The organism is Bosea sp. OAE506 (assembly GCF_040546595.1).
Taxonomy (GTDB): Bacteria; Pseudomonadota; Alphaproteobacteria; order Rhizobiales; family Beijerinckiaceae; genus Allobosea.
The window spans coordinates 147,823-171,180 of sequence record NZ_JBEPOB010000001.1; the positions used below are offsets into that span (position 1 = coordinate 147,823).

At 62.7% G+C, this 23,358-nt stretch carries 25 protein-coding genes, 4 pseudogenes and 1 other annotated feature; of the genes and pseudogenes, 17 read left to right on the forward strand and 12 right to left on the reverse strand.

Annotated elements, in window-relative coordinates; genetic code table 11:
* Positions 1-332 precede the first annotated feature (332 nt).
* Positions 333-992: a helix-turn-helix transcriptional regulator gene (locus ABIE41_RS00775; protein ID WP_192642958.1), complete on the forward strand. Its 660-nt coding sequence runs from the start codon at positions 333-335 to the stop codon at positions 990-992.
* A 159-nt stretch (positions 993-1,151) separates the two neighbouring features.
* Here ABIE41_RS00775 and ABIE41_RS00780 read toward each other — a convergent pair.
* A protein-coding gene (locus ABIE41_RS00780) for an IS3 family transposase (protein ID WP_192642959.1) occupies positions 1,152-2,383 on the reverse strand; the annotation gives its coding sequence in 2 pieces (ribosomal slippage) (positions 1,152-2,092 and positions 2,092-2,383; 1,233 coding nt in all).
* Positions 1,983-2,099 (reverse strand) — a sequence feature (AL1L pseudoknot). It overlaps the preceding gene by 117 nt.
* 218 nt (positions 2,384-2,601) lie before the next feature.
* Here ABIE41_RS00780 and ABIE41_RS00785 point away from each other — a divergent pair.
* Complete coding sequence (locus ABIE41_RS00785) at positions 2,602-4,281, forward strand: methyl-accepting chemotaxis protein (RefSeq protein ID WP_192642960.1); 1,680 nt, start codon at positions 2,602-2,604, stop codon at positions 4,279-4,281.
* 70 nt (positions 4,282-4,351) lie between these two features.
* On the opposite strand, the gene ABIE41_RS00790 is transcribed toward ABIE41_RS00785, so the two are convergent.
* Both ABIE41_RS00790 and ABIE41_RS00795 read right to left on the reverse strand, forming a co-directional pair.
* Positions 4,352-4,720 (reverse strand): MerR family transcriptional regulator, encoded by a 369-nt coding sequence (locus tag ABIE41_RS00790; protein ID WP_192642961.1) that lies wholly within the window; start codon positions 4,718-4,720, stop codon positions 4,352-4,354.
* A gap of 570 nt (positions 4,721-5,290) precedes the next feature.
* Positions 5,291-5,431 (reverse strand): hypothetical protein, encoded by a 141-nt coding sequence (locus ABIE41_RS00795; protein WP_192642962.1) that lies wholly within the window; start codon positions 5,429-5,431, stop codon positions 5,291-5,293.
* A 617-nt stretch (positions 5,432-6,048) separates the two neighbouring features.
* Between ABIE41_RS00795 and ABIE41_RS00800 the strand changes: the two genes are divergently transcribed.
* On the forward strand, positions 6,049-6,276 hold the full coding sequence (locus ABIE41_RS00800; RefSeq protein WP_192642963.1) for a hypothetical protein: 228 nt from the start codon (positions 6,049-6,051) through the stop codon (positions 6,274-6,276).
* Positions 6,277-7,147: 871 nt separating this feature from the next.
* On the opposite strand, the pseudogene ABIE41_RS24240 reads toward ABIE41_RS00800, so the two are convergent.
* Positions 7,148-7,619 (reverse strand): annotated as a pseudogene (locus tag ABIE41_RS24240) (hypothetical protein); the annotation flags it as partial.
* A 37-nt stretch (positions 7,620-7,656) separates the two neighbouring features.
* Positions 7,657-7,950, reverse strand: a complete 294-nt coding sequence (locus tag ABIE41_RS00810) for a PepSY domain-containing protein (protein ID WP_192642964.1) — start codon at positions 7,948-7,950, stop codon at positions 7,657-7,659.
* Between the two features lie 153 nt (positions 7,951-8,103).
* Here ABIE41_RS00810 and ABIE41_RS00815 point away from each other — a divergent pair, with 153 nt between their 5' ends.
* From ABIE41_RS00815 to ABIE41_RS00830, 4 genes are all read left to right on the forward strand, one after another.
* On the forward strand, positions 8,104-8,616 hold the full coding sequence (locus ABIE41_RS00815; protein ID WP_192642965.1) for a YciE/YciF ferroxidase family protein: 513 nt from the start codon (positions 8,104-8,106) through the stop codon (positions 8,614-8,616).
* Between the two features lie 97 nt (positions 8,617-8,713).
* Positions 8,714-9,106: a YkvA family protein gene (locus tag ABIE41_RS00820; protein ID WP_192643698.1), complete on the forward strand. Its 393-nt coding sequence runs from the start codon at positions 8,714-8,716 to the stop codon at positions 9,104-9,106.
* Between the two features lie 61 nt (positions 9,107-9,167).
* Positions 9,168-9,362, forward strand: a complete 195-nt coding sequence (locus ABIE41_RS00825) for a hypothetical protein (protein WP_192642966.1) — start codon at positions 9,168-9,170, stop codon at positions 9,360-9,362.
* Positions 9,359-9,700: a hypothetical protein gene (locus ABIE41_RS00830; protein ID WP_192642967.1), complete on the forward strand. Its 342-nt coding sequence runs from the start codon at positions 9,359-9,361 to the stop codon at positions 9,698-9,700. The genes ABIE41_RS00825 and ABIE41_RS00830 overlap by 4 nt, the downstream gene beginning before the upstream one ends.
* 385 nt (positions 9,701-10,085) lie before the next feature.
* Here the strand turns inward: ABIE41_RS00830 and ABIE41_RS00835 are convergent.
* A pseudogene (locus ABIE41_RS00835) lies at positions 10,086-10,365 on the reverse strand (DDE-type integrase/transposase/recombinase); the annotation flags it as partial.
* 381 nt (positions 10,366-10,746) lie between these two features.
* Positions 10,747-11,016: a hypothetical protein gene (locus tag ABIE41_RS00840; protein WP_192642968.1), complete on the reverse strand. Its 270-nt coding sequence runs from the start codon at positions 11,014-11,016 to the stop codon at positions 10,747-10,749.
* A gap of 143 nt (positions 11,017-11,159) precedes the next feature.
* Here ABIE41_RS00840 and ABIE41_RS00845 point away from each other — a divergent pair.
* The 4 genes and pseudogenes from ABIE41_RS00845 to ABIE41_RS00865 all read left to right on the forward strand — a co-directional run bounded on the left by ABIE41_RS00845 (position 11,160) and on the right by ABIE41_RS00865 (position 15,575).
* Positions 11,160-11,662: pseudogene (locus ABIE41_RS00845) on the forward strand (YciE/YciF ferroxidase family protein).
* A gap of 1,643 nt (positions 11,663-13,305) precedes the next feature.
* Complete coding sequence (locus ABIE41_RS00850; protein WP_192642969.1) at positions 13,306-13,824, forward strand: ferritin-like domain-containing protein; 519 nt, start codon at positions 13,306-13,308, stop codon at positions 13,822-13,824.
* Positions 13,825-14,447: 623 nt separating this feature from the next.
* Positions 14,448-15,233 carry a Crp/Fnr family transcriptional regulator gene (locus ABIE41_RS00860; protein WP_192642970.1) on the forward strand — a complete coding sequence of 262 codons (786 nt, stop codon included), beginning with the start codon at positions 14,448-14,450 and terminating at the stop codon, positions 15,231-15,233.
* A gap of 96 nt (positions 15,234-15,329) precedes the next feature.
* Positions 15,330-15,575, forward strand: coding sequence for a DUF6894 family protein (locus ABIE41_RS00865; RefSeq protein WP_192643779.1), 246 nt, complete (start codon positions 15,330-15,332; stop codon positions 15,573-15,575).
* A gap of 18 nt (positions 15,576-15,593) precedes the next feature.
* On the opposite strand, the pseudogene ABIE41_RS00870 reads toward ABIE41_RS00865, so the two are convergent.
* A pseudogene (locus ABIE41_RS00870) lies at positions 15,594-15,926 on the reverse strand (MgtC/SapB family protein); the annotation flags it as partial.
* Between the two features lie 112 nt (positions 15,927-16,038).
* Between ABIE41_RS00870 and ABIE41_RS00875 the strand changes: the two are divergent.
* Entirely contained in the window at positions 16,039-16,227 is a 189-nt protein-coding gene (locus ABIE41_RS00875; RefSeq protein WP_192642971.1) for a DUF3008 family protein, read from the forward strand.
* A gap of 237 nt (positions 16,228-16,464) precedes the next feature.
* On the opposite strand, the gene ABIE41_RS00880 is transcribed toward ABIE41_RS00875, so the two are convergent.
* The 3 genes from ABIE41_RS00880 to ABIE41_RS00890 form a co-directional block, all read right to left on the reverse strand.
* Positions 16,465-16,662: a hypothetical protein gene (locus ABIE41_RS00880; protein WP_192642972.1), complete on the reverse strand. Its 198-nt coding sequence runs from the start codon at positions 16,660-16,662 to the stop codon at positions 16,465-16,467.
* A 443-nt stretch (positions 16,663-17,105) separates the two neighbouring features.
* The gene (locus ABIE41_RS00885; protein WP_192643780.1) at positions 17,106-17,459 is read right to left on the reverse strand and encodes a hypothetical protein; all 354 of its coding nucleotides are present in this window, start codon (positions 17,457-17,459) and stop codon (positions 17,106-17,108) included.
* Between the two features lie 298 nt (positions 17,460-17,757).
* Positions 17,758-18,573 carry an alpha/beta fold hydrolase gene (locus tag ABIE41_RS00890; RefSeq protein WP_192642973.1) on the reverse strand — a complete coding sequence of 272 codons (816 nt, stop codon included), beginning with the start codon at positions 18,571-18,573 and terminating at the stop codon, positions 17,758-17,760.
* 447 nt (positions 18,574-19,020) lie between these two features.
* On the opposite strand from ABIE41_RS00890, the gene ABIE41_RS00895 reads away from it, so the two are divergent.
* The 5 genes from ABIE41_RS00895 to ABIE41_RS00915 all read left to right on the forward strand — a co-directional run bounded on the left by ABIE41_RS00895 (position 19,021) and on the right by ABIE41_RS00915 (position 21,895).
* Positions 19,021-19,881, forward strand: a complete 861-nt coding sequence (locus ABIE41_RS00895) for an SDR family oxidoreductase (protein WP_192642974.1) — start codon at positions 19,021-19,023, stop codon at positions 19,879-19,881.
* Positions 19,882-20,035: 154 nt separating this feature from the next.
* Positions 20,036-20,557, forward strand: coding sequence for a cupin (locus tag ABIE41_RS00900; RefSeq protein ID WP_192642975.1), 522 nt, complete (start codon positions 20,036-20,038; stop codon positions 20,555-20,557).
* A gap of 298 nt (positions 20,558-20,855) precedes the next feature.
* Entirely contained in the window at positions 20,856-21,380 is a 525-nt protein-coding gene (locus ABIE41_RS00905) for a DUF4142 domain-containing protein (protein ID WP_192642976.1), read from the forward strand.
* 111 nt (positions 21,381-21,491) lie between these two features.
* Positions 21,492-21,686 (forward strand): hypothetical protein, encoded by a 195-nt coding sequence (locus ABIE41_RS00910; RefSeq protein WP_354191530.1) that lies wholly within the window; start codon positions 21,492-21,494, stop codon positions 21,684-21,686.
* Between the two features lie 5 nt (positions 21,687-21,691).
* On the forward strand, positions 21,692-21,895 hold the full coding sequence (locus tag ABIE41_RS00915; RefSeq protein WP_354191532.1) for a hypothetical protein: 204 nt from the start codon (positions 21,692-21,694) through the stop codon (positions 21,893-21,895).
* Here ABIE41_RS00915 and ABIE41_RS00920 read toward each other — a convergent pair.
* Entirely contained in the window at positions 21,892-23,205 is a 1,314-nt protein-coding gene (locus tag ABIE41_RS00920; protein ID WP_192642977.1) for a serine hydrolase domain-containing protein, read from the reverse strand. The genes ABIE41_RS00915 and ABIE41_RS00920 overlap by 4 nt on opposite strands.
* Positions 23,206-23,358 lie beyond the last annotated feature (153 nt).

A 23,358-nucleotide genomic window follows, 5' to 3' on the forward strand; every position in this document is an offset into this window, starting at 1 on the left:
TTGCGGCAATGGCTAAATTTCCCTCGATCATGGGGATCAGCTCGTACGTCACTCAACGATAATAGCCCGCGACCGTTATGAGAGGCCTTTCCATTTAGAGATGGTCGTGCGCTCGGCCGAGCTTGGCATGACGGCCGCCGTGCTGCCTGCGCTTTACGACACGAGTTGGACAGCTGGAATCACTTGCCCTTCCGTTTGGAGTGCTTTTGGACTTCTTCTTGCTGACAGTGGGTGCTAGCGTGTGGCTCTATCGCGGGTCAGCGAGAAGCAGATATGTCATACGCCTACCAGTATGCTTCATCGGTTTTGGCCGAACTGCGTCAGAGCGAAGGGTGACCAACCCTTCCCACCTGGTGTCGGAGCTCATTCAAGAGAATTTCGACCTCAAGATGCAGCGAGATTACGCATTGGGGGCTCTCGATGCGGTGGCAGTCGCCATGGCCTTGGTCGAGCGAAGCGGTCGCTTCGTCTACATCAATCGAACGGGCTGTAGGTTGTTATCAGCACCAGGCCTCCTCCATCTCAGCAAAGGGCGAATCACCGCTTCACAGCCCCACACCCAAAAGACTTTCCGGCGATTTCTGGAGGGGGCGTGTGGAGCAGCCCGCCACGGCACAGTTCATCGGCGCAGCTTGCTTTTGAGGAGCGAGATCAAGACGTTGGCGGCCCTATCAGTCAGCATCGTTCCGTGTCCGCCCTCGCCCGCAGCTCACCATCCAAATGAACTGTATCTCTTAGCGATAAAGCCACTGGGCACGATGGAGGACATTACTGTCACCAGCCGTGAACTCTTCAATCTGACCAGCTCTGAGGCTCAAATCGCCTCTTCACTAGCCGCCGGGCTATCACTTTCAGAGGCCGCTGAGTTGCATAGCATCAGAGTTTCGACGGCGCGCACTCATCTTTCACGAATTTTCCAGAAGACAGATACACAACAACAGAGCCAACTTGTTTCGTTATTGCGAGATGCCGTACTACCGGTACAACGCTAAGGGAATTCGCCGTCTTCAAATCCGGCCGCTGCTCAAGCCAGCAAAAAATAGAGGGCGAGAAGCATGGCGCCAGCGCCGCCTACGACTGACGTGCGCCCCGAAAACCCGGCCAGTCTGAACTGAACCGCCCCGGCTTCACCGGAGGCCATTTGGTTTAAGTCACGCCGCCATTTGCTGCTCACCGAGCATGACGTAGTAGCGCTCCTCGGCTTCGGCCGGCGGGATGTTGCCGATAGGCTCCAGCAGCCGGCGATGGTTGAACCAGTCGACCCAGGTCAGCGTGGCAAACTCGACGGCCTCGAAGGATCGCCAAGGCCCCCGACGATGGATGACCTCGGCCTTGTAGAGGCCATTGATCGTCTCGGCGAGTGCGTTGTCATAGCTGTCACCGACGCTGCCGACGGAGGGCTCGATGCCGGCCTCAGCCAGCCGCTCGGTGTAGCGAATGCTGACGTATTGCGATCCCCTGTCGGAATGATGGACGAGGCCGCCGCGATGGATAGGCCGTCGCTCATGCAGGGCCTGCTCCAGCGCGTCGAGCACGAAGCCGGCGTGCGCAGTTCGCGACACGCGCCAGCCGACGATACGGCGGGCGTAGGCGTCGATGACGAAGGCGACGTAGACGAAGCCCGACCAGGTGCTGACATAGGTGAAGTCGGAGAACCAAAGCCTGTTCGGCGCAGGAGCATGGAAGACCCGATTCACATGATCGAGCGGGCACGGCGCCGTCCTATCCGGCACCGTGGTGCGCACGGGCTTGCCACGGATGACGCCTTGCAGGCCCATGCCGCGCATCAGTCGCGCCACGGTGCAGCGCGCCACGTCGAAGCGTTCGCGCACCATCTGGCGCCAGACCTTCCTCACGCCGTAAACTTCGAAGTTCTCGGCGAAGACGCGGGCGATCTCAGGCTGCAGGGCGATATCCCGCTTCGCCCTCACTGACAGCTTCTCGGGATCGGCGCGCCTGGCGAGATGGGCATGATAGGTCGAGGGGGCGATCGGCAGCACTCTGCAGATCGGCTCGACCCCATGGACCTGACGGTGATCGTCGATGAAAGCCATCATCGCTTGAATGGGCGGTCGAGCTCCGCCTGGGCAAAATACGCCGATGCTTTGCGCAGGATCTCGTTCGCCTGTCGAAGCTCCCGGTTCTCGCGCTCCAGAGCTTTGAGCTTCACCGCTATCTCCGTCGTCAGACCGGGCTTCCGGCCGCTGTCGACCTCGGCCTTCTTCACCCACTCGTTCAGCGTCTGCGCCGTGCAGCCGATCTTCCCCGCAATCGACATGATCGCCGCCCAGCGGGACGGATGCTCGCCCTCGTGTTCCAGCAACATCCGAACCGCGCGGGCACGCACCTCAGGCGAGAACTTGTTCGTTGTCTTGCTCGTCATGGCTCCACCTTCTGAGGAGTTGGAGCCTTCGACAAACCCGGAGCGGTTCACTCACAAAATTGCGCACCCAGTTGGCATAACGAATGGGAGATCAGTTGCCGCGACCCGAACGGGTGGCCCCTGTCTGGCCTTAGAACCTCAGTTAGGCGCCCTTAATCCTTTCGCACCATCATGCCACGAAAAGGGAATCATCAGTGTCCCTGTCGGAAAATTGCGAGATGATGGGCCCGCGCAAAATCTCGACACAAATCTTCGGTGCTTTCGCCTCGTTTGCGCTTGCTGCCACGCTTGCGGTGGGGCTTGGCGTCCAGACGCTGTCGCGCTATGCGGCGATGACAAGCGAGATGGAGGCAGAGACGCGCCGTATCCTAATGGCTGAACGCATGGACAGCCTGGTCAACGGTGTGGTGATGGAGTCGCGCGGGATCTATCTGGCGACGGATATCGCCGATGCCGAGCGCTTCGTGGCACCGCTTCTCACTAATCTCGCTGAGATCGAGCGCCTCGTCCGGGACTGGCGGGCGCTGCCTGGGAGCAACGCCGAGGCCGCATTCGATGAGGTGGCCGAGCAGCTCGACAGTTTCGTGCGGTTCAGGACTGAGCTGGTCGAGCGTACGCGGGCGGAGGGGCCCGCGGCTGCACGTTTATTTGGCAACAACGAGAGCAACCGCGACAACAGAAAGGCGCTGAATGCGGCGCTGAGGAACGTCGCCATGCTTAATGAAAGCCGCGCCGCGGTAACGGATGCCGAGCGGGACGTCCTGCAACGCCACAGTCTTTGGCGGCAGCTGGGGTGTGGACTACTGGTGGTGGCCGGGTTCGCGGGGGCGCTGACTCTGGTTCATCTGAGGGTTTCACGGCCTTTGCACCAGCTTGCGGCAACAATGCAGCGTCTCGCCGATGCTGAGCCGATCGCGGAGATTCCGTCAATCTTGCAGCGCGACGAGATAGGCGACATGGCGCGCTCGGTGGCGGTGTTCCACCGGACTGCCGCTGAACGCGCAGGGCTTGAGGCAGAGGCAAAGGCGGGCGATGTTGCGCGGCTGCGCCGCCAGGCCAAGCGCGACGAACTCACCGCCGAGTTCAACATCCGCATCGACCAGGTTCTCAACACGGTTCGGGTCAGCGTCGACGAGATGGAGGAGACGGCCCGCAGCCTCAACGCCGTCGCCACCAGCGCCACATCCCAGGCCAACGAGGCAAGGGGCGCAGCCCTCGACGCGTCCGACAACGTCCGCTCGATCGCGGCCGCCTCCGAGCAGCTGTCGGAGTCGATTACCGAGATCGCCGAACGCATCGGCCATACGGATGGCGTGGTCCGGTCGGCGGCCGAGGATGCGGCGCGGGCACGCGTCAATGTCGGCAACCTGCTGGGTGCCTCGGAAAGCATCGCCCGGGTCGTCGACCTGATCCGCGAGATCGCGGCGCAGACCAATCTGCTGGCGCTCAACGCGACGATCGAGGCGGCTCGCGCCGGCGAGGCGGGGCGCGGCTTTGCGGTCGTCGCCGGCGAGGTCAAGCTGCTGGCCGAGCGCACCGCTCAGGCCACCGACGAGATCGCCGAGCGCATCATCGCCTTCGAGAGCGAAACGAAGGGTGCTGTCGCAGCGATCGAGACGATCGCGCGCGTCATGGGCGAGGTTGCGCAGCACACGGTCGCCATCGCGGGCGCCACCTCCCAGCAGATGGGCGCGACCTCGGAGATCGCCAGCAGCGCGCAGGCCACCGCCAATGGCACGGCGGGTGTGGCCCATCAGATGGAGCAGGTGACCGCGACCTCCCAGTCGGCCATGCTGTCGGCGAACCGGGCGCTGAGCACCGCCGAAAATCTGGCGCGGGAGGCCCATGCGCTGCGTAGCGCGGTCGGGACCTTCTTCGCCGACATGAAGGCGGCTTGAGCCGGACCGTCAAGGGTCAAATTTGGCCTTTAATCAGCAATATTATCGGGCTGCGGACCGAGCATAAGATCTATTGCTTGGACCGGAGCCTCTCTTTGATCATAAGCACAGCCTGCTCAAGTTCTCTAATCGTATCCCTGCAATATTTGAGTTGAGTCTGATACTGTTCGTCGGTGATCGTGTGTTCGGCAATTTCAGAGAGCGTGAAGCCCATCTTTGTCAAATTCACAATTTCGGCGATCCGGGCGCGGTCTTCCTTGTCGTAAACGCGCTGAGAGCGTTGGTCTGGCGAAATCCGGGACGGCTTGATGAGCCCGCGCTGCTCGTAGAACCGTAGGGCGCGCAGGGTCAGCCCAAACTCGTCTGCCATTTGGCGGATGGTATAGATCGTCATCGAGCAGGGATATTTCGGGTCTTTGACGGGCGCAAGTCCAGACATCGGCCCCATCCGAGCCAAAAGCGTGATGCAAGCGAGCAGCGCGCAACCATTTGTTCAAGTTTTTACCCTTCGATAGGGCTTCCGGCCTCCGCGTGCCCTGTGCCCCTCGGTTGTAGCCATGAGATCTCCCCTGTCGCTCGTGATGGCCCTGGCGGTTACGGCCGGTTCACTGGCCGAAGCCATTCCATCGGAGACCAACCGCTTTGCCTCTGCCTGTATCAGGGAACACGATGAACTCCCGTATCGGGTGAGAACCAGCACATGCCGATGTCTTTCGGCCAAAGATGCGTCGCTCCGTGGCTGGGTCGAATGGGTGTTTGTGTCGCAACAGGTCCGTGCCGCCGCTGATCTCAATGTATGTCTCTCAAAAGCCTTGGCCGACTTTGCGGATTTGCCGCCGGTGCATGGAAAGCAGGAGGACCTGGACCGGGCCATATTGGCGGTAACCACCACCGGGTCGTTGAGGGCTCAACGCTCCTGGTTTTTTCCACACCCGCGGGACCCGGTGCGCCCGTGGCCCTCGAACGTTGCCAGCCCTTAGGCGGGCTGACTTCCGCTCCCGTCCTTGGGCTATGTTGGAAAGCGGAGCCGCGCCTGCTCGCGCAGGTCGGAGGGGCGCGGCGTCATGATCCGCCCGATCTGCCACCCCAACGCACTGCACATCAGCATGCCCCCGATAACGGCGGAAAAGGTTAAAACGAACTCAAGCATCGGCCACTCCGGCAGCTCACCCCGCCACCAACACCTTAGGCGAGGTTTCGTTCGCAATGAATCGTACGAAAGGCCGGCAGCGGGCCTTCGCGATCCAATGGGCATTACAAATCTTTCGCTGGACTGAACCTTCTAAACCGCTGCGCCGTAGAAAGAGAAAATGCGGCGTGGCAGCCGAATGTGACGGGTGTGCTGGGGTTATGCGGTCATTTCCCAATGTATGGCTTTGGACAATCATCATTGCGATTCTGGCCAGTCTCGCCACACTCACCGCCATCCATGACCCGTTTCGGGAGTTCTATCGCCGGACGGAAGCAGAGGCTGCCCAACCGCGCCCATAACCTGCCGGCCCATGCCTTGCAGTGTGCTGCAAGGCGCCGCCTGGAGGTTCGAAATGGCACAAGCTCTGACCTGAGCATGAAGCCTCACCGGCGCGAGCGGCTCTCAGCCGATGTCGTTGCCTACCTCCTGACCGTTTCGCTCATTGTCCTGGAGTGCGGGTGGATTGCCCTGCTGGGATATGGGCTGTGGCGTTTGACGATGGGTAACCGGTCAAAAGACATTGACGTCAAAGGGTCTGCGGCTAGCGTCCGGCACTTTATGGCGCGGAACCGGTAATGCCTCTATCGACCTTGAAAGAGCCTCTCGATCTGGCCCGAGCGGAAGGGGCTCTGGACCTGGCCTGGCGGCGCCTGAAGGCAGACAATCTTCTGGTGGCCCCTGAAAGCGATCGCATTCGGCTTGCATCCATGATCGTCGAGCTCCTCATCATGGCAGAGGACGAGGATGATCTGGCCAAACGCGCGATCGACAAGTTCAAAAAGAGCGGCGTGCATCGTGGTTGAGGAGTGAGTTGTGCGGATCAGGCCGATTGAACAATTTGCCTGACCCTGGCGTTGTGAACGCAGCAATTTCCGGGGGCTCGTGCGTGCCGCACGCCAGTCTCGTCACGGCTGCTATCAGCCAGCTATATATCCGGACGCTTCAGTAGAACCGCCGGCCTCGATTGATCTTCCTGTTGTATTGACCGGCTTCACTGCCGGCGCCGTACCAGTCCGGCCGGCGCGGCCATTCTGATTTGAGTTGGGGGCAGCGGCAAGGCACCAGGAACTCCTCAAGGCGGCCGGGCGCTTTCTGACCTGCTACTCCCTCTCGGCTCGTGCTGCCGGGTTCGCCCGGATCGCCATTGGTAGGTGAGATCTCAGTGTCCGAGGAAGTCTTCACACCTGCACATCGTTCGGAGGTTAACTCAACAAGGGAGCCGATCGTAAAATCTGCGAGCGATCAGGTTTAAGGCGAGCGCACTGCCGGCATGTCACATAGCTTAAAAATGCAGATTTCCGGCAGGCGGACTATCGGGGCGTTGGCTTTGGGCAAAAATCGTTTAACCATCGCCGCAGCAGAATGCGCCAAAAGGTGCCGTGCAGGCCCGGCCCGGAACCGGACGTTCGCGGGCAAAGGCGGCTCGGGCTTTTGGCCCATTGCGGGCAGCAGCCCTGATGCCGATCAGCAGCTCACGCAGATCCGGCTCAGGGTTTGAGCTTCATGATATAGGCTCCGAAGGTCTGAGGCAGCGCGGGTGTCGCCGGAGAGCCAGCTATTGTGGCGATCTGATTTATTGCTGCTTGAGGAAGGGCGCCAAACGAAAAGGCCCCCGGAACCCTCCGGAGGCCTCGGCACGGCGGGGAGCAAAGGCCAGATGACCGGCGGGGTCATGCGGCTGGAGGCGGTTGCACTGCGATCATAAGGATCGGCATTCTCGTCGAAGCGCGACCAGCCCTCCTGACGATGCTCAGCCGTGCGCGCGGTCCGATCGAGCGGCGTTGCGCCGTCAAGGATTTCCTCCACGATTAACTCCTTGTCGGGCTCGGCGCGAACTGATGAACGAGCCCACTAGGCCGCCCGCGGCGGCACCCGCAACCGCGCCAGCTGCGGTGGCTGCGAGCCAACCGGCGGCGACGACGGGGCCGATGCCAGGAATGGCCAGCATGCCCAAGCCGGCGAGGAGGCCAGCCGCGCCGCCGACGCTTGCGCCAATCCCTGCGCCTTCCTCGGCGTTGGTCTCGCCGCCGCCGTTGCGACCGACGATGCTGACGTTACTGCTGGAAATGCCGGCTTCTTCAAGCCGCTCGACTGCTGAACGGGCTGTCTCGTAGTCGCCATAGGAACGGGTGATCGTCCGGGTCATGTCGGTCTCCATAGGTCTCGGTGAGAGGGGCATTTCGTCAGTTCTTGACGATGTTGCCGCGGTAATCGACTGAGACGCCGACTTTGGCGCCGGCATTCATGGCCGAGCCCTTCCAGACGCCATTCTCGTCCTTCTTAAGGTCGGTTACATCGGTGTAGCCGTTGGCTTCCAGCCGGCTCTTGGCCTGGCCTTCGGTGAAGCTATTGGCGCCCGGCAACGGGGCGTTGGCATCGACCGGAGAGGTCGGCGTCGGTGCGGTTGTCGACGTCTGTGCCATGGCGACAAAGGAGGTCGCCGTGGCGATCAGCGAAGCGATGATCAGCTTTTTCATGGTGGGCTCCCGAGAATTTGCGGTCGTGCCGCGCTGCTCGGAAAAACGGCGACTTGCCTCTTCTGGTTCCGTTCCAAATCACGGATGCGTGAGGAACAGGAATGGTTCCAGTTCGTTTACCGGGCATTCCAATCAACCACCGGGAGACGCACCATGGCGACCGCACCCAAAGGCCTCGACGACCTGTTTCATGACATGCTCAAGGACGTCTATTACGCCGAGAAGCAGGTCCTGAAGGCTTTGCCCAAGATGGCAAAGGCTACTAAGTCGCCTGAGCTCAAGAAGGCCTTCGAAACCCATAAGGCCGAGACGGCCGAACAGATCGAGCGCCTGAGCCAGGTGTTCGAGCTCATCGGCAAGTCGCCGCGCGCCAAGACTTGCGACGCCATCCTCGGCATCCTGAAGGAAGGTGAGGCCGTCATGGAAGATTATGAAGATAGCCCGGCCCTCGACGCTGGCCTCGTCGCCTCTGCACAGGCAGTTGAGCACTACGAGATGACGCGGTACGGCACGCTGAAGGCCTGGGCGCAGCAGCTGGGGCATAAGGAGGCGGTCAAACTTCTCGAAGCGACGCTCGCCGAGGAGACCAAGACGGACGAACTGCTGACCAAGATCAGCTCGTCGACCAACGCGGCCGCAGTGCCGAAGGGCGCCAAGGCAGCCTAATCAAACAGGTAATCAAGAAAGGCCCGCCAGCTCAAACGTGGCGGGCCTTTCCTATGCGCGCTATCCCTCCAGGCAAAGGGCGGTCCAGCGCGAATCCATGAAAGCATTCGAGACCATCAAGAGATGGGCCCGCTCGATCAAGCGAGACGTCGTCGCGCTCTGGATCGCGGCCAGGGACGGCAGGACGCCGGTGCTGGCGAAGGTCATTGCAGCGGCGGTGGCGGCGTACGCGCTGTCACCGATCGACCTGATCCCGGATTTCATCCCCGTGCTGGGATACCTCGACGATCTGCTGATCGTGCCGGTCGGCATCATGCTTGCCGTCAAGCTGATCCCCGCATCGCTTATGATCGAGTTCCGGGCGGCCGCCTCGGAAAGAACTGAGCGACCGGTCAGCCGGGGCGGATTGGCCTTCGTCGTGATCGTCTGGATCGCGGCCGCCGCGATGACGGTCAACTGGCTGATCGGCTGGGCGGCTAATAACCACTAGTCCGATCGACTGACTATGCGTCATCGCCCGCTTGCATTAAGTCGCGCGAGAGGGAGAACCAATGGAAAAGCCAGTCAAGAGCTTTACGGTCCAGATGGATATCGAGCGATCCGTAACGGTCGTCGTGGAAGCAGGGGACGAGGCCGAGGCACGCCCGAAGGCCAACGACCTCGATTTCAATTTCGAGGCGGCGGGTGAGATCAAGCGCTGGGTCGTGCACGATGTTGCCGAACTGCCGCAAAGGGCCGCGCCGTGATCCGGACCGTCGCGGTCGCCTGCGCGGTGCTGCTGGCGAGTGGCTCCGGAGCCGCGTATCTCGTCGCATCCCGGGTGCCGACCTTCAATGATGTCGTTCATCCCTGCGTGGAGGCCGAATGCGAACAAGCGCCCCTTCTACGGATGCAGACCTGCCTCTGCCTGGCTGAAGAGATTGCCACTCCGTTCTGGACGGCGCGGAACTTGGTCCTGCCGAACGCCTACGCGACCTCGTTCCGTGATGCGATGCTGAGGACCTGTCGAGCCAGCGCGATCGAGAAGCGAGGGAGCGATCGCGGCCCGACGCGTATGTCACCGATGCCGCGGCTGACCAACTGACGGCCAACCCGAATCCTATCCGGCTGATTGCCGCCTCGGAAGAACGATGGGGGCCGAACCGTCGTTGAAGGCCTGTACGGCAGTCTCCGCCAGGTCCGCTTGGGGATCGCGCTGCCAAACGCTCATGATGATGTGGCTAAGTCGCTCACGCTCGGCAGGCCTTGCGGATGCCTCGATCGGCGTCGGCTGGTTCACGGCGATCCAAGCGGCGTCGAAGGCATCGGCCAGCTTCTGGAGATCGGCGGGATCGGCGGTTATCGATCGGAATGGCATGCTCGCCCCCTACATGACTGCGACGCCAATTAGAGCTGGCTCGGTTTGTCTGAACAGTTGCTGTCTGTTGTTAAGTGGATTTCGGCCCTGGTTATGCCGCAACCGGGATTGGCTGCGGCGGGTTAAAGATCTCCGGCTTGCCGAAGCGCGCCATCGCCTCCTCGACGGCCTCGATGCAGAAGGCGACGTCCATCGTGATCGAGAGCCCGCCAGGCCAGGACCTTGCAGCTGAACCAGTCGACGACGGCAGTCAGATAGACGAAGCCCCGCGCCATCGGGATGTAGGTGATGTCCATCGCTCAGACCTGATTAGGTCGCGTCACCGGCAGCTTGCGCAAGAGATAGGGGAAGATCTTGTGCCCCGGCGCCGGCTTTGACGTGTTCGGCCAGCGAGGGCTGGATTTGAGCAGCATGCCAAGCTCTACCCGACGGATTTGACGGATGAGGAATGGCGCTTCATCGCACCGTTTTTGAACCGCCCCGGCCTCCTCGGATGCCAACGCGCCGAGACTTCGTGGCCAAGGTGCTGGGACCTCTCCTGCCCGCGAAATGGCGGATCAGCCAGGACACCCGCATCGCCGCCGCGTGGCCCGTTCCAGGCGTCGGCGCGTTCACGTTGCTCTGTGCGTAAGCGCTCGTCGACAATATCGTCGCCGCCAGCGAGCCTTGAATGAGTGTCCGACGATCCATTGTGCATCCCCCGGTCGGTGCCTGCCGTTCGCCCGCGACGTCAGCCTCGGCGAAAAGGTCATGGTTCCGTCCTGGCCTCTTCCTCACTCGAAAAAATCGCTTCCCCAACCGCCGCTGTCGCGCGCATGCCGATTATTGTTGACGGGGGCGCACCACCGAGGAAATCGAACCGATGCGTTCCAGTCCTCGACAACCTGCCAAAGCAGTCGCTTTTCTTCTTCCGAGATTTGCTCCGTACGCAGTCGTCGGATCGCCTCGTCCCGCTGTCCTTCGGTGACCAGAGCCCGAACCGTCATCATGAGAGCTTCACCACGACTGGCCCGCTGGTGCGGCCACTTGTTTTCCAGCTGCAACGGGAAATCTGAAGCGGGTTCGTCGCCTGAACATTAACCTGCGATGTCCTCGCTCCTTTTTAGAATCCTCGTACCGGGGCACCTGGAAAAAGGCCCGACCGGCTCCAGTTATCCAGGCAATCCATTCCAACCCGGAGATGACGATGGCAACCCCGCCCAAAGCCCTCGACGACATGTTCCACGACATGCTCAGGACGTCTATTACGCCGAGAAGCAGATCCTGAAGGCCCTGCCGAGGATGGCCAAGATGGCGAAGTCGCCGGAACTGAAGAAGGCTTTCGAGACGCATCGAACGGAGACCGAGGGCCATGTCGACCGCTTAAGCGACGTCTTCGAGACGATCGGCAAGGCACCCCGTGGCAAGACCTGCGACGCGATCCTCGGCATCCTGGAGGAGGGCAAGGCAGTCATGGAGGACTATGCCGACAGCCCGGCCCTCGATGCCGGGCTGGTCGCGTCCGCACAGGCGGTCGAGCACTATGAGATAACTCGCTATGGCACGCTAAAGGCTTGGGCCTAGCAGCTCGGCCAGAAGGAAGCGGTCACCCTACTTGAAGCCACGCTAACCGAGGAGACCAAGGCGGACGAGTTGCTGACGCAGATCAGCGCTTCGACTAACGAGGCGGCCGTTGCAAGGGCGGCCTGATTTCGGGCCCCAATCGGAAGGCTGCCGAGCGGCACTCGGCGGGCCCTTACCATGGGCAGCGACGCTAAATCCGCGGCGCACGCACCGACGGTGCTAGCATCCGCACGAGGCAGCGCTTCTCAAATTGCTATGCTCCCAGTCGAGTTGGCCTTCAAGGAGGCGGTCGATAGCCTTCGTCGACACGTCTCCGCGTTCGATCATTCCAGACAACGAGGCAGCCCGGATGATGGCGGTGCGCCGCTACGACATCCTGGACACCCCCGTGATGCGCGTGAGCGATGAGGGCGCGACGCGACCAGAAACGTTCGACCCGTTGGCACGGTCCGGCCTTGCATGAAAGTCGTCGGCAGCCGGACGACTCAGCTCGGCAGTACATTCGCGGTAAAGCTATCCGAAGATGGCGCACGCTGGCGGTCGAGTTCCCGCCCTCTTCGTAGATCACCTCCAGCAGCGTGCGGTGAACTAGCTTGCGGTCCTCGTCGAAAGCCGACAGCCACAGCGTCTTGGCCTTGATGCTGAGCGCGATCTCGTGCAGCGCCCGCTCGCCACATCGTCGCGCGCTATGATGTGGCATGTTGCCGGCAGTGGGCAAACCGGCAATTGGGAGATGAGTTTCCCAGCCCGGCAGGAGGCGGAACGGACGCCGCCCTTAGTCTGCCGCTCACTTGGGATGATTCTACTGTCCTGACACGTAGCGGAAACAGCGGGCCCCTCGTCGAGTTGTGAGGCCAATAGGTGAGGCCCACATGACTACGATAATCAGGATCAACACCGCCGCCGATCTGACGCGAGCTGAGGAACGTATTGCCGAGCTGGCCGGCGCCCTAGAGGGAACACAAGACGAGGCTGAGCTAGCCGCAACCATCTTTGCGGTTGAGATATGGCTAGCCCGTCAGCTACCAATGGATGTTCCATTCGTGATCGGCGCTGAACCTATGACGCCGAGCGGTGCAGCACTCAGGCGGACTCAAGCGGCATCAAAACTTGCCAGAGCTATCGGCTGGCTGAGGTCTGGTGCGAACCGTGTTGCCGGCATGTTGAGATCGCTAGTGACGGCCTAACGACCTTCGCTCGACCTGCTAGACCTCGACAGGTCAAGGCGGTGAATGACCGGCTGGGCCACGCCGCAGGCGATGACCTCCTTCTCCAGGTCGCCATGGAATGGCGACGGTAACTCGCGAGGGCGACCCGATCGCCAGCGTTGTAGGCGACGAGTTCGCCATCATCGCCCCTGGCGCCGACCACGGACAGGCACGGGTGCTCGCCGGAGCGTGTCGTGGCGCGGGTCGGGCAACCTTACATCCTGCTGGGTTCTCCGGCCAAAGCTGGCACCTCCATTGGCATCAAGACCCTGGCGGACGCTGACAGGCACCTTCCCGCTCGCGCAGCTCGGACTTAGCTCATCGCCGAACTCATCCATCTCGAAGACGGTTACAGCTCGATCTCCGTGCGGCGGTCGAAAGGAGTGCGCTTGTGCCGCTCGACCCGCCTCTCGATCGGCTCGATCTGAAAGAGTGAGAGCAGGTGAGCATTCCTTGGTCTCCGCGAAAAGGGCCGTCCGTAACCGTCACCTCGGACGGAACTGCTACTTCCTCGCGTCGTTAGAGCTTGAGATCATCATTTAATCAGCGCTGGAGGCGAACATGGCCATCAACGACACCGAATCCGGGTCCCTCTATCTCACCGGCTTGAGGAACGCTCACGCGCTGGAGGGCGAAGCCCTGCAGATTATGGGGCGACAGGTTGAGAGGCTGACGAGCTATCCCGAATTGGAAGCTCGCCTGCGGCAGCACATCGACGAAACGAAAGGCCAGCAACAGCGCCTTGTCAAAATCCTAGAGTCGCACGGCACTGACAGCTCGGCGATCAAGGATGCTGTCCAAGCCGTCATGGGCAATATGGCGGCTATTGGACACTCGATGGCCGGCGATGAGATCCTTAAGAACTCGTTCGCTAATTACGCCTTCGAAAGCTTCGAGATCGCCGCATACAAGTCGCTAATCACCATGGCCGAACGCGTAGGCGATCATGCCGCGATCGATGCCCTCCGCCAGAACCTGGATGAGGAAGTTGCGATGCAGGAGTGGCTGGAGACCCAGATCGAACCGACAACGCTGCGGTTTCTCTCGCTCGCGGACCAAGGGCAGCAGGCGAAAATCTAATAGGTCTCACTTGCTGGAATAGGTATCTGCTTAGATTTTGTTGCCATCGGGATCGAAGACGAAAGCGCCATAATCATGGGCGTCGTACTGGGGGCGCAGGCCGGGCGGGCCAGCGTCCCGCCCTCCATGGGCCAAGGCCGCCTGATTGAATTTTGTTCGACCATCGCCCGTCGACCAGCGGCAAGGGCGACGTGGACGCCGTTGCCAGGCGTCGTGGACCTGCCGTCTACGGGCGTCTCGACACTGATGAGGAATGAGGTAGCGCCGTAGTCGGTCGACCCTGCAGAGCCGTTGAGCAAACGCATGCCGAGAACCGGCATAACGGCGTCATAGAACCTTCGCGCGCTAACGATGTCGTTCGTACCGACGGACAGATGATGGATTATTGAAGGGTCTCCGAGTGTCATCCCTGTGCTTCTCCCAGCCTCCAACGCCCTTAAGTCATTTCCGTTCGAGAGATTCTTAAATTCGCGCTCGCACTCGTCCATCGGTCCGATCCGGGATTCTCAAACAACCTAAAGACACTGCCGAAAAAATGCCTCCAAAACGGGAACTCGGGCCTCTTTTGGCGATTTTGTGCCCGAGGCGCTCGCTGAGCCTTCTGTTCAGAGAGGAGATGCGGCATGGGGAGCCCCTTCAGCCGAAAGATGCAGACACTGTGTGCCTTGTCTACCTGCGCAGCAGCCCAGCTGGACCGCGCTCTGCGGCTGCTGCCTCCCGTTCGGGCAGGGGGCTCGATCGTGGACGACATGGATATGTCCGAGTTTATCCACGTTATCCTGAGCGGCCTCGCCTATCGTTGCCGGATGACACGCGCCGGCGGACGTCAGATTCTGGCGTTTCACCTCGCGGGTGACGCCTGCGATATCGACTCGCTCTTCGTCCGCGCCGCTGGGCAGCAGATCATTGCGGCGTCGAACTGCGAGGTCGCGATGTGTTCCAGAGGCGCCCTGCTCCGGCTTGTCGACGAGCATCCGCCCATCGCTCAAGCATTCTGGACACTCGGTCTTCTCGAACAGGCCATTCGGCAAGAGTGGCTGTGCGGCATGGGCCGCATGGACGCCCTTCAACGGACTGGGCGCCTCCTTTGCGAACTGCATGCCAGGGCGGACGCGGTCGGGCTGGTTGTCGAACGCGCGTTCCCGTTCCCGCTGTCGCAGATGCTATTCGGGGACGCGCTAGGCCTATCGCCTGTCCACATGAACCGAACATTGAGTGCGCTGCGCAAGATGGGGATGGCCAGCTTTCACGATGGCTCCGTCCATGTGCCCGATATCGAGCGCTTGCGCCGGTTCGCCGAATTCGATCCCGCTTACCTCGTCCTTAAACAGGTTCCATTGCGGGATGGTGGCCGTGCCCAGTTCGCGACGGCAGGCAGCGGCGCGTTGCGGCGGCGCATGTTGAATTGAACAGCGTCTCGACAGCCGGGGACCCGGCGGCGGCTCTGGACAAACGAAGGCCGTCGAGCCCGGGAACCCATTTGCGTCAATTCGCGTTTGTGAGGCATGCCACGCTATCTCTTCCAGACGCAGGATCTCGCGGGCCGTGAGCCCGACGCGGATGATTGGCTCGAATACCCTAAACTCGAAGCAGCATGCGAGGCGGCTGAAATTGCAGTCCGCGAGATGGCCGCAGATGGACAAAGCGGCCCTCTGACGATCGTGCTGACGGTAGTCGATGAGCACCGGCGGACGGTCCATCAGGCCAAGCTTGAGGTACGTGCGGAACCGTGCGTCGACCCATCGGCGTGACCGAACATACCGTCGCCCGGCGGCACATCCGAGCGCAGCTGTGACCCAGATAGCCGCTGCTGTCGTTAGACCGCGCGGCGTGCGCTCGCCCCGCGACAGCGTGATCACGCCGGCGCCGAGAAAGCCGATCCCCGTCAGGACGCCCTGGATGACGCGGCTCGCGGCATCCACCTGACCGACCTCAGTGAAGATGGCCGCAGCGGTTGCCGTGCCAAGTCCGACGAGGCCGAACGTCCGGATGCCGGCGCTCTTCTGCTTGAGCGCACGTTCCCATCCGACGACGACGCCAGCCGCCATTCCCGCGAACAGACGCAGGACGAGATCGAGTTCGTCCCAGACCGCTATGTCCATGTCCACTTTCAGCTCTCGCCATCATTGATGCCGCATGCGGCTCCGCCATGGAACTCGCAGACGGGGCTCTTCGTTGCCGCATTGATCAGCACGATGACCAGGGAGAGGTGCAATGCCTGCAAAATCGGGTGCGCAGCAAAAGGCGGCCGGCGCAGCGCTCGCGGCCAAGCGCGGCGACATTCCTGACACCGACCTCAGGGGCGCGTCCAAATCGATGGAAAAATCGATGACCGAGAAGCAGCTCGACGAACTGGCCTCGACCAAACGCAAAGGCAAACCCGAGCACGCATCCAAACGCTGACTCGTTGGGAGCTGGGACGCCGAACGACAGCATTAGACGGCGCGACGTTGCCATCGCTCTGGTCATGGAGGCCCGGCAATATGGCGATCAGCCTGGCCATCGGTTTGCGCGGCGTCCTGCCAAAGCTCATAGGCGATCCCTCAGATCTGGTCTTCCCGGGTCCGTCCTCTTCGGGGCGCATCCCCGACCTCGCCGACATCTGCTAATTCATCGCAGCCTCCTGCACTTGATGGGACATCAGACGGCGCCCCGCCTTCGAAGGGCACGCACTGCGGCGATCAAGTCGACGACGCCGATGCCTGCGGCCATCGCCAGTGCCAGGCCGACATTAGTGCGCTTGGGATTGCGCTCGTAGAAGCCGGGCGCGAGCGTTGCGAGGTCGAGCGCGTCGCCGCAAGGCGGCTGGCCACGCCGGTGGGGCCGAGGGCCAGGCACAATAATCCGCTGCCGATCTCCCGCCACCCGTAGAGCCGTACCAGACCGCCGCCGTCGCGCTGACCCAGCTCTCGCGTGATCCGGCCGCTGGCTGAGATCTCAGCAAGGCCCAACGCAATGCTGACGGTACCCAGACCGCGGATGAGGGTTTTGCCGCTCTCGGAGCCGGCCCGGTGGCCGGCCGCTTTCGTCGCAATCATCACGCGAAGACCCGTGTTGGAGACTCTCCGGACAAGCCGCATCAGCGTCCGGTTCGCGCGCAGAGCTGTCGACCACCAGTCCAAATCGTCCGCGCAATCCCACATCCTTGGCGTGCTCCTCGCGGAGCCTGTTTTGCAGCGGCGACTTCACGACTGCCCGCCGGCCGACTATTGCCTTCAGCCTTTCACGCCCGCATCGGAGGTGCGCAGGTCAGTTAAGGCCTTCAATCCTGCTGCGAGGTCTCAGCTAGAGGTCGCCTCGACCTCCGTCTCGTCGGGGTCGGGCAAGGTGCCCGCGCCCGGGGTTGCGTCCTCGTTTGTGAGCTCCGGACGGGCGTGGGGCCCGCTGGCGGGACGCTTGGCAGCTTCCCGCGAGAGCGAAGACGGTTCATCGCGCTGACCCTCGATGTCGTCGCGCGCCTTGTCGAAGACATCACCGTCCTCGGCTCGCTTAGCGGAGGTACCGGAGGGAGGCGTGGGGCCGCTCTCCTTCAGTTCGTGCTCTACGACCTCCCGCGAACCCTCCGCAGGCTCCCTGTCGAAGCGGTGGCTGTCTAGCATGTTCGTGCTCCTCTTGAGCAGCATGAACAGCAGCACTGCGGCACTGTTCCCGCTGCTGATTGTGTGCTGAGGGGAGCCGTCGAGGGGCAAATCCTTAGGGCCTCAACCGGTTGACCGAGGTTCCAAAGCAAGACAGCCCGTGAAATTCACAGAACCGACCTTACCAATCACAGTCGTGGCGGCGGCCTCGGTCCAGGACTGCCAAAGATGTAAGGCGAACTGGCGGTCCGACGTGACGCGGGGCTACACTCCCGCGGCAACCCCTGCGGCTCGCACAATCAAAACCGAATGCGCGGAACTGCATACCACTCCGCGTCGCTAGGGTTGACAATCGTCACGGCCTAAAGCCGCCGAGCCCTTGCTTTGATCCGCACGTTATACCACACGTTATACCAGTTGTGCCGATGAGGCGACGCAAGGCTCGGTCGGCCACCTTCGGCGCCGCGTGGTGCGGCATGTGTCCGACTCTCGGCAGCAGGATAAGGTCAGCCTTCGGCAGACGACTGGCCAGCCAGAATGCATGGCGCTCGCTTTGCGCAATGCGATCCTTGTTTCCGGCCAGGATCACCGTCGGCGCCTGGATCTGCCGCAAGCGCAGGCTGAGACGCATCATCGCCTGATTGTAGCCGCGCAGTTCGTATCCGATGGCAAGGAGCGCACGCGAACGCGTAACATGACGGAAGGGAAATCGCCGAAAGCGAGCCGGAACTGCGTTGGGATAGAAGACCGTCGCCAGCTTTGCCCGGGCAAACCGGCTTGGTGCGGCCCGGATCAGACGCCTCAGCGGCCCGCCGATCAGCGGCAGCATGGCAGCGCGCAGCAGCGGCACGAATGCGGGGCGGGTCGGCCGGCCGTATGGCGCGAGCAGCAGCAAGCCGGCCACCCGTTCCGGTCGTTGGGAGGCGAAGTGCAGAGCCGTGGCGGCGCCGATGGAGTGGGCGACGATGACAGCCGTCCTGATCTCCATGGCGTCCAGAACGCGTTCGAGCCAGCCGGCCTGGGCGTCGGGCCCAGACGCCGCCGCCGGCAAGGGATCGGAAAAGCCGTAGCCAGGCCGATCGACCGCGATGTAGCGACCAGCCGGCGGCTGCGTCGTAAACGCACTCAGGATCTCCCCGCTGAAGCTTCCTAGTCCGTGTAAAAAGATCACGGGAGCCCCTGTGCCGACCTCGGCAATATGGACGTATTCAGGACCGATGAGGATGGCTTTCTCCGTTATTCGGACTCCGATTCCTGCTAAAGGTCCCGGAGTGGCCCCGCCTTCGCATGCTGGCGGATCATCACTCCAGGGACGCGCCCGCGCCTGGCCGCGTGGAAGGGCTGCAGAGGGTCGCGGCGCGGTGGGCGGCATCTTATCGCAGTCTGCTGCGTGCTGTTCGTTCATGGGGCCTGCCGCCACTGCGCAGAGAGCTGTCTCCGCGGCAACCGCTAATGCCGTCGGCCGTTCCGCCCGTGACGTCGATGCCCTGATATTGAAAACCTGTGCCGGTAAAGGCCGCCCATGACCGGCCGGCAGCGATGTTGGCCCGGCCTCGGCAGCGTTCAGGAACCGGTGCGACGGCGGCGACGTTGGCCGAGGACAGGAGGAACTCCGACTATGTCCGACACCCACCCCACCCCACCCTTCGCAGATCAGCAGCAGCCAATGCCCGGCCTCACCGAGCGGATGGAGCCCGTGCCCGACCATGGTGAAACCTCTTACCGTGGTTCCGGCCGTCTCGCCGGGAAGAAGGCGGTGATCACCGGCGGCGACAGCGGAATCGGCCGTGCCGTCGCGCTGGCCTATGCCCGCGAGGGCGCCGACGTGCTGGTGTCCTATCTCAACGAGGACGAGGATGCGCGCGAAACGGCGCGCCTGATCGAGGAGGCCGGCCGCAAGGCCGTGTTGGTGGCGGGCGATCTGCAGGAGGCCTCGCATTGCCGGGCTGTCATCGATCGCGCCGTCTCGGAGCTCGGCGGCATCGACATCCTCGTTAACAACGCTGCCCACCAAGCCAGCTTCGGCGACATTGGCGAGATCAGCGACGAAGAATGGGAGCTGACCTTCAAGGTCAATATCCACGCGATGTTCTATCTGACGAAGGCCGCCGTGCCGCATATGCCCGCCGGCAGCGCCATCATCAACACGGCTTCGATCAATGCCGACACACCCAGTCCTCACCTGCTGGCCTATGCGACGACCAAGGGCGCGATCCAAAACTTCACCGCCGGGCTGGCGCAACTGCTGGCCGAAAAGGGGATCCGTGCGAATGCGGTCGCACCCGGCCCGGTCTGGACGCCGCTGATCCCCTCCACCATGCCCGCGGAGGCCGTAAAGAACTTCGGCAAGCAGGTTCCGATGCAGCGGCCCGGTCAACCGGCAGAGCTGGCGACGGCCTACGTGATGCTGGCGGAACCACTGTCGAGCTATGTCTCGGGCGCGACCATCGCTGTCACCGGCGGCAAACCGATCCTCTAGGCCAAGGCGGTCGCCGGCCGCCCAGCCTTTGGCAGCAGCAAATGTGGCGGGGCCCCGGCGATGGCCGCCCCCCCTCGCGAACGCCAGACGAAGCAGGTGACGGCCAAAGCCCTAGACCATCTCCCATTTACCGTTAGAGGATTGCTTTACGACCATGACGACGGCGACAGCCATCCATCTGGAAATGAGAGGCTTCATCCCCAACAACCCGCGCCTGCCGCTGGTGGTGTATGACGCTGCCTTCCCGTCCGACACAGTCGACCTGGCGGCGCAGATGGAGAAGCGGTTCGCGGCAAATGGCTGGCCGCCGCAGTGGCGCAACGGAATCTACGATTACGATCATTACCACACGCAAGGGCACGAGGTGCTGGGCATTGCTGCGGGATCGGCCACGCTTGTTCTCGGCGGAGAAGGCGGCCGCTGCATCGAGGTGAGTGCAGGCGACGTCCTGCTTTTGCCCGTCGGCACCGGCCACCGCTGCGTCCGGCACTCGGACGACTTCCTCGTGATCGGCGCCTATCCGCCCGGCCAGGTGCCTGACATTGTCCTGAAGGCTGCCACGCCCGCCATGCTGAACCAGATCGCGGTGCTCAGTTTTCCTGCATCAGATCCCGTTCATGGCGCCGACGGGCCCCTATCAAAGCTGTGGGCGGATCAGGTCGTGCGGGGCCGATGACTGACAGAAGCAGCAGCCGGATGTGAAACCGGTGACCCTCAGCAACGGGTGTCCAAGAAGGGCCCCCTCCCCAATTCCACTGACCGCCTCCATGCTTTAGGGCATGAAGTGTCAGCTTCGGTCCAAATCAGAGCCTCGCCGACGCGGGCATAGTCAGTGCCAAGCCCTTCCAACAGCTCTGCCCGCGCATGCGGCATCCAAAAATCCGCCGCGGCTACCGGCCCATCGCAACGGCGCGGAACAGCTGCCGGCGCGCATTGTTGGCCCTGGAGAAGCAACCTGCTCAAAGGGCACGGACATGATCAGATCAATTTCCTACGCAGTTGCCGTCGGCCTCGCCCTGGGGGGCTGCATGGCGCCAAGCCAGCCGATGGCTACATTGGCCGTAACCACCGCGACAACCACGGACGCGTTTGTGCCGATGGCAGTATCTTCCAATCTTCTGGAGATCGAGAGCAGCCGACTGGCGCTGAGCCGTTCGCGCGACTCGCATGTGCGTCAGCTGGCGAACGAGATGATCCGCGACCATCGCCGCGCGTCGCAGCGGATGGCCTCGGTGGCCCGAGCCTCCGGGATCGCGACGCCCCCGGCCGTGCTGAGCACACGACATCAGACAATGCTGGATCAGCTCGCCAGCACTCCGAATAGGGAATTCGACGCGGCTTATCTGGCGCTGCAGTCGCAGGCGCATGACGAGGCCGTCACGCTGTTTCGCACCTATGGGACGAACGGCGAGAATCCCCGCCTCGCCGCCTTTGCGCGCCAGACCCTGCCGACCCTTCAGAGGCATGCGGCGCATGTGGAGCGTGCGTCGCGCTCCTGAGCAAAGCCCGCGATGAGGCCTCCGCTGACGAGGTTGGCGGCCTCATCGCATCGCGCGCTGTGAGAGGAGTGGAAGCGCCCGCCAGCGCTCGACTCCGGCTGATACCATTGAGTGAAGGAGCACAACCATACCACCAAGACACCGCCCGTTCCGCCCGCGAACCGCAGCTTCAAGGGGACAGGTGGCGGTTCCCGGACGGACGTCACTGCGGCCGGCGACCGTAAAACACAGCCCAGTGATCGCACCGGGCGGCAAGCCGACATCAAACAGAACATCACGCATCAGGGGTATCAGCAGGACAGGTGAGCGCCATGTTGACCGCGCGGAAGACGCACGACAGCATCCGCCAGGGCGGGCCGGGTGCATCCTTCGAAAACGCGCAGGAGGCACCCGATCCCAGAAAGCCGGGACCGCGCGACCCGGCCAAGTCGCGCAGCGACGTGTCGGGCGGTGGCGGGGAGCGCGATCGGCACCATAGCCATGTTGCCGACGGTAAGGGCAAGGGAACGGTCTAGGAGCCTTTTGCTGGCTCGTACTCGGCCAATACTCCGTCCAGCGCCTGCCGGATACGGGCGTCGCGCCGGTCGTCGAAGGGCAGGATTCCCAGGCGGTTCGGTACATAGGCATAGGCGAGCCTGCGCTGCGGGTCGGCGAAGCCAAAGGAGCCGCCGAGTCCGGGCATACCGAACGCTTGACGGGACGGGCTGAAGGGGAAGTCGATGCTGGGTCGCACGAACCCCAACCCCCACCGGTTGGCGACGCCCATCACCTCGTCGCGGCAGCCCAGCGGCGGCTCGCAAACCGGACCCGCCAGTCCCGCGGTCATAACTGGGTCCAGTCCCAAACCGATTCCTGACTGCAGAGCGGCGTAAAGACGAGCTACCGCACGGGCGCTCCCGACCGCATTTCCTGACGGCAGGGCGTGCCGCAGCCAGGAGCGGTCCTCAAGCCGAAGGCCGACCTCGCGCAGCGTCCGGTGCAGTAGCGACAAAGGATTGAGCATTTGGGCCTGCAGGCCGAAGCGGCCGCGCATCATCAGATCGGTCATCTGCCGCATCCCCGGCAGCGCAGGAGCGGCGCAGTCGTCACCCTCAGCTAAGCCGAAGGTGATGTCGAGGCTAAGCGGAGCGGCGATTTCCTCGGCGAAGAAGCTCTCGACGCTACGGCCGGTCGGATCGGCCTGCCTGAAGGCCTGAGACAGCACGGTGCCGAAGGTCGCGAGATGATAGCCCCAGCGCTCGCCGGGCGCCCATACCGGCTCCATCTGCTCGATGATCCGCGCCGTCGCCTCTGGATCGTCAAGCGTGGCGGCATCCATGTGTTGGCCGAACAGCGCGAGCCCTGCGCTGTGGTCGAGGATCTGCCGGAATGTAATCCGCTCCTTCCCGAGACAGCCGAAAGCCGGCCAACTATGCGAGAGAGGATCGTCATAGGCGAAGAGACCGCGCGACACGGCCATCACGCAGGCGGCGGCGATCGCGCCCTTGCCCGTAGAGAACAGCGGTGCCCGCGTTTCGCGCCGCCAGGGCGTGCCAGCCTGCGGGTCGGCAATGCCACCCCAGACATCGACCACGGTGACGCCGCCGCAGATCACACAGAGAGCGGCACCCACCTCCCCTTCCCGCTCGAAGTTGTCGATGAAGGCCTGTGCGACCGGCTCGAAAGTGCGAGTTACTTCGCCTTCAATGCCGAAGCGGTCCGCGCCTGGTAACGGGACGATAGAGCCGGCATCAGCCCGGACTTGCTTTGGCCTAGAACGCGGACACGTCGGGCGGCTTGGCGCTGCGGCACTGATAATGCCTGGCGAATCGAACGAAGCATTCATGAGCATAGCCCGAGTTAATCGCGATCCGGCAGCAACCGGCCTGCGGCCATGTCTGTTCCCGCCGGTCGCCCTATTGCGACAAAGCTGTGGCGAGAGGGACCATGTCCCACGGAACTGCCTCAGCGAGCTCGTGTTGCTGTTGGCGGGAGCAAG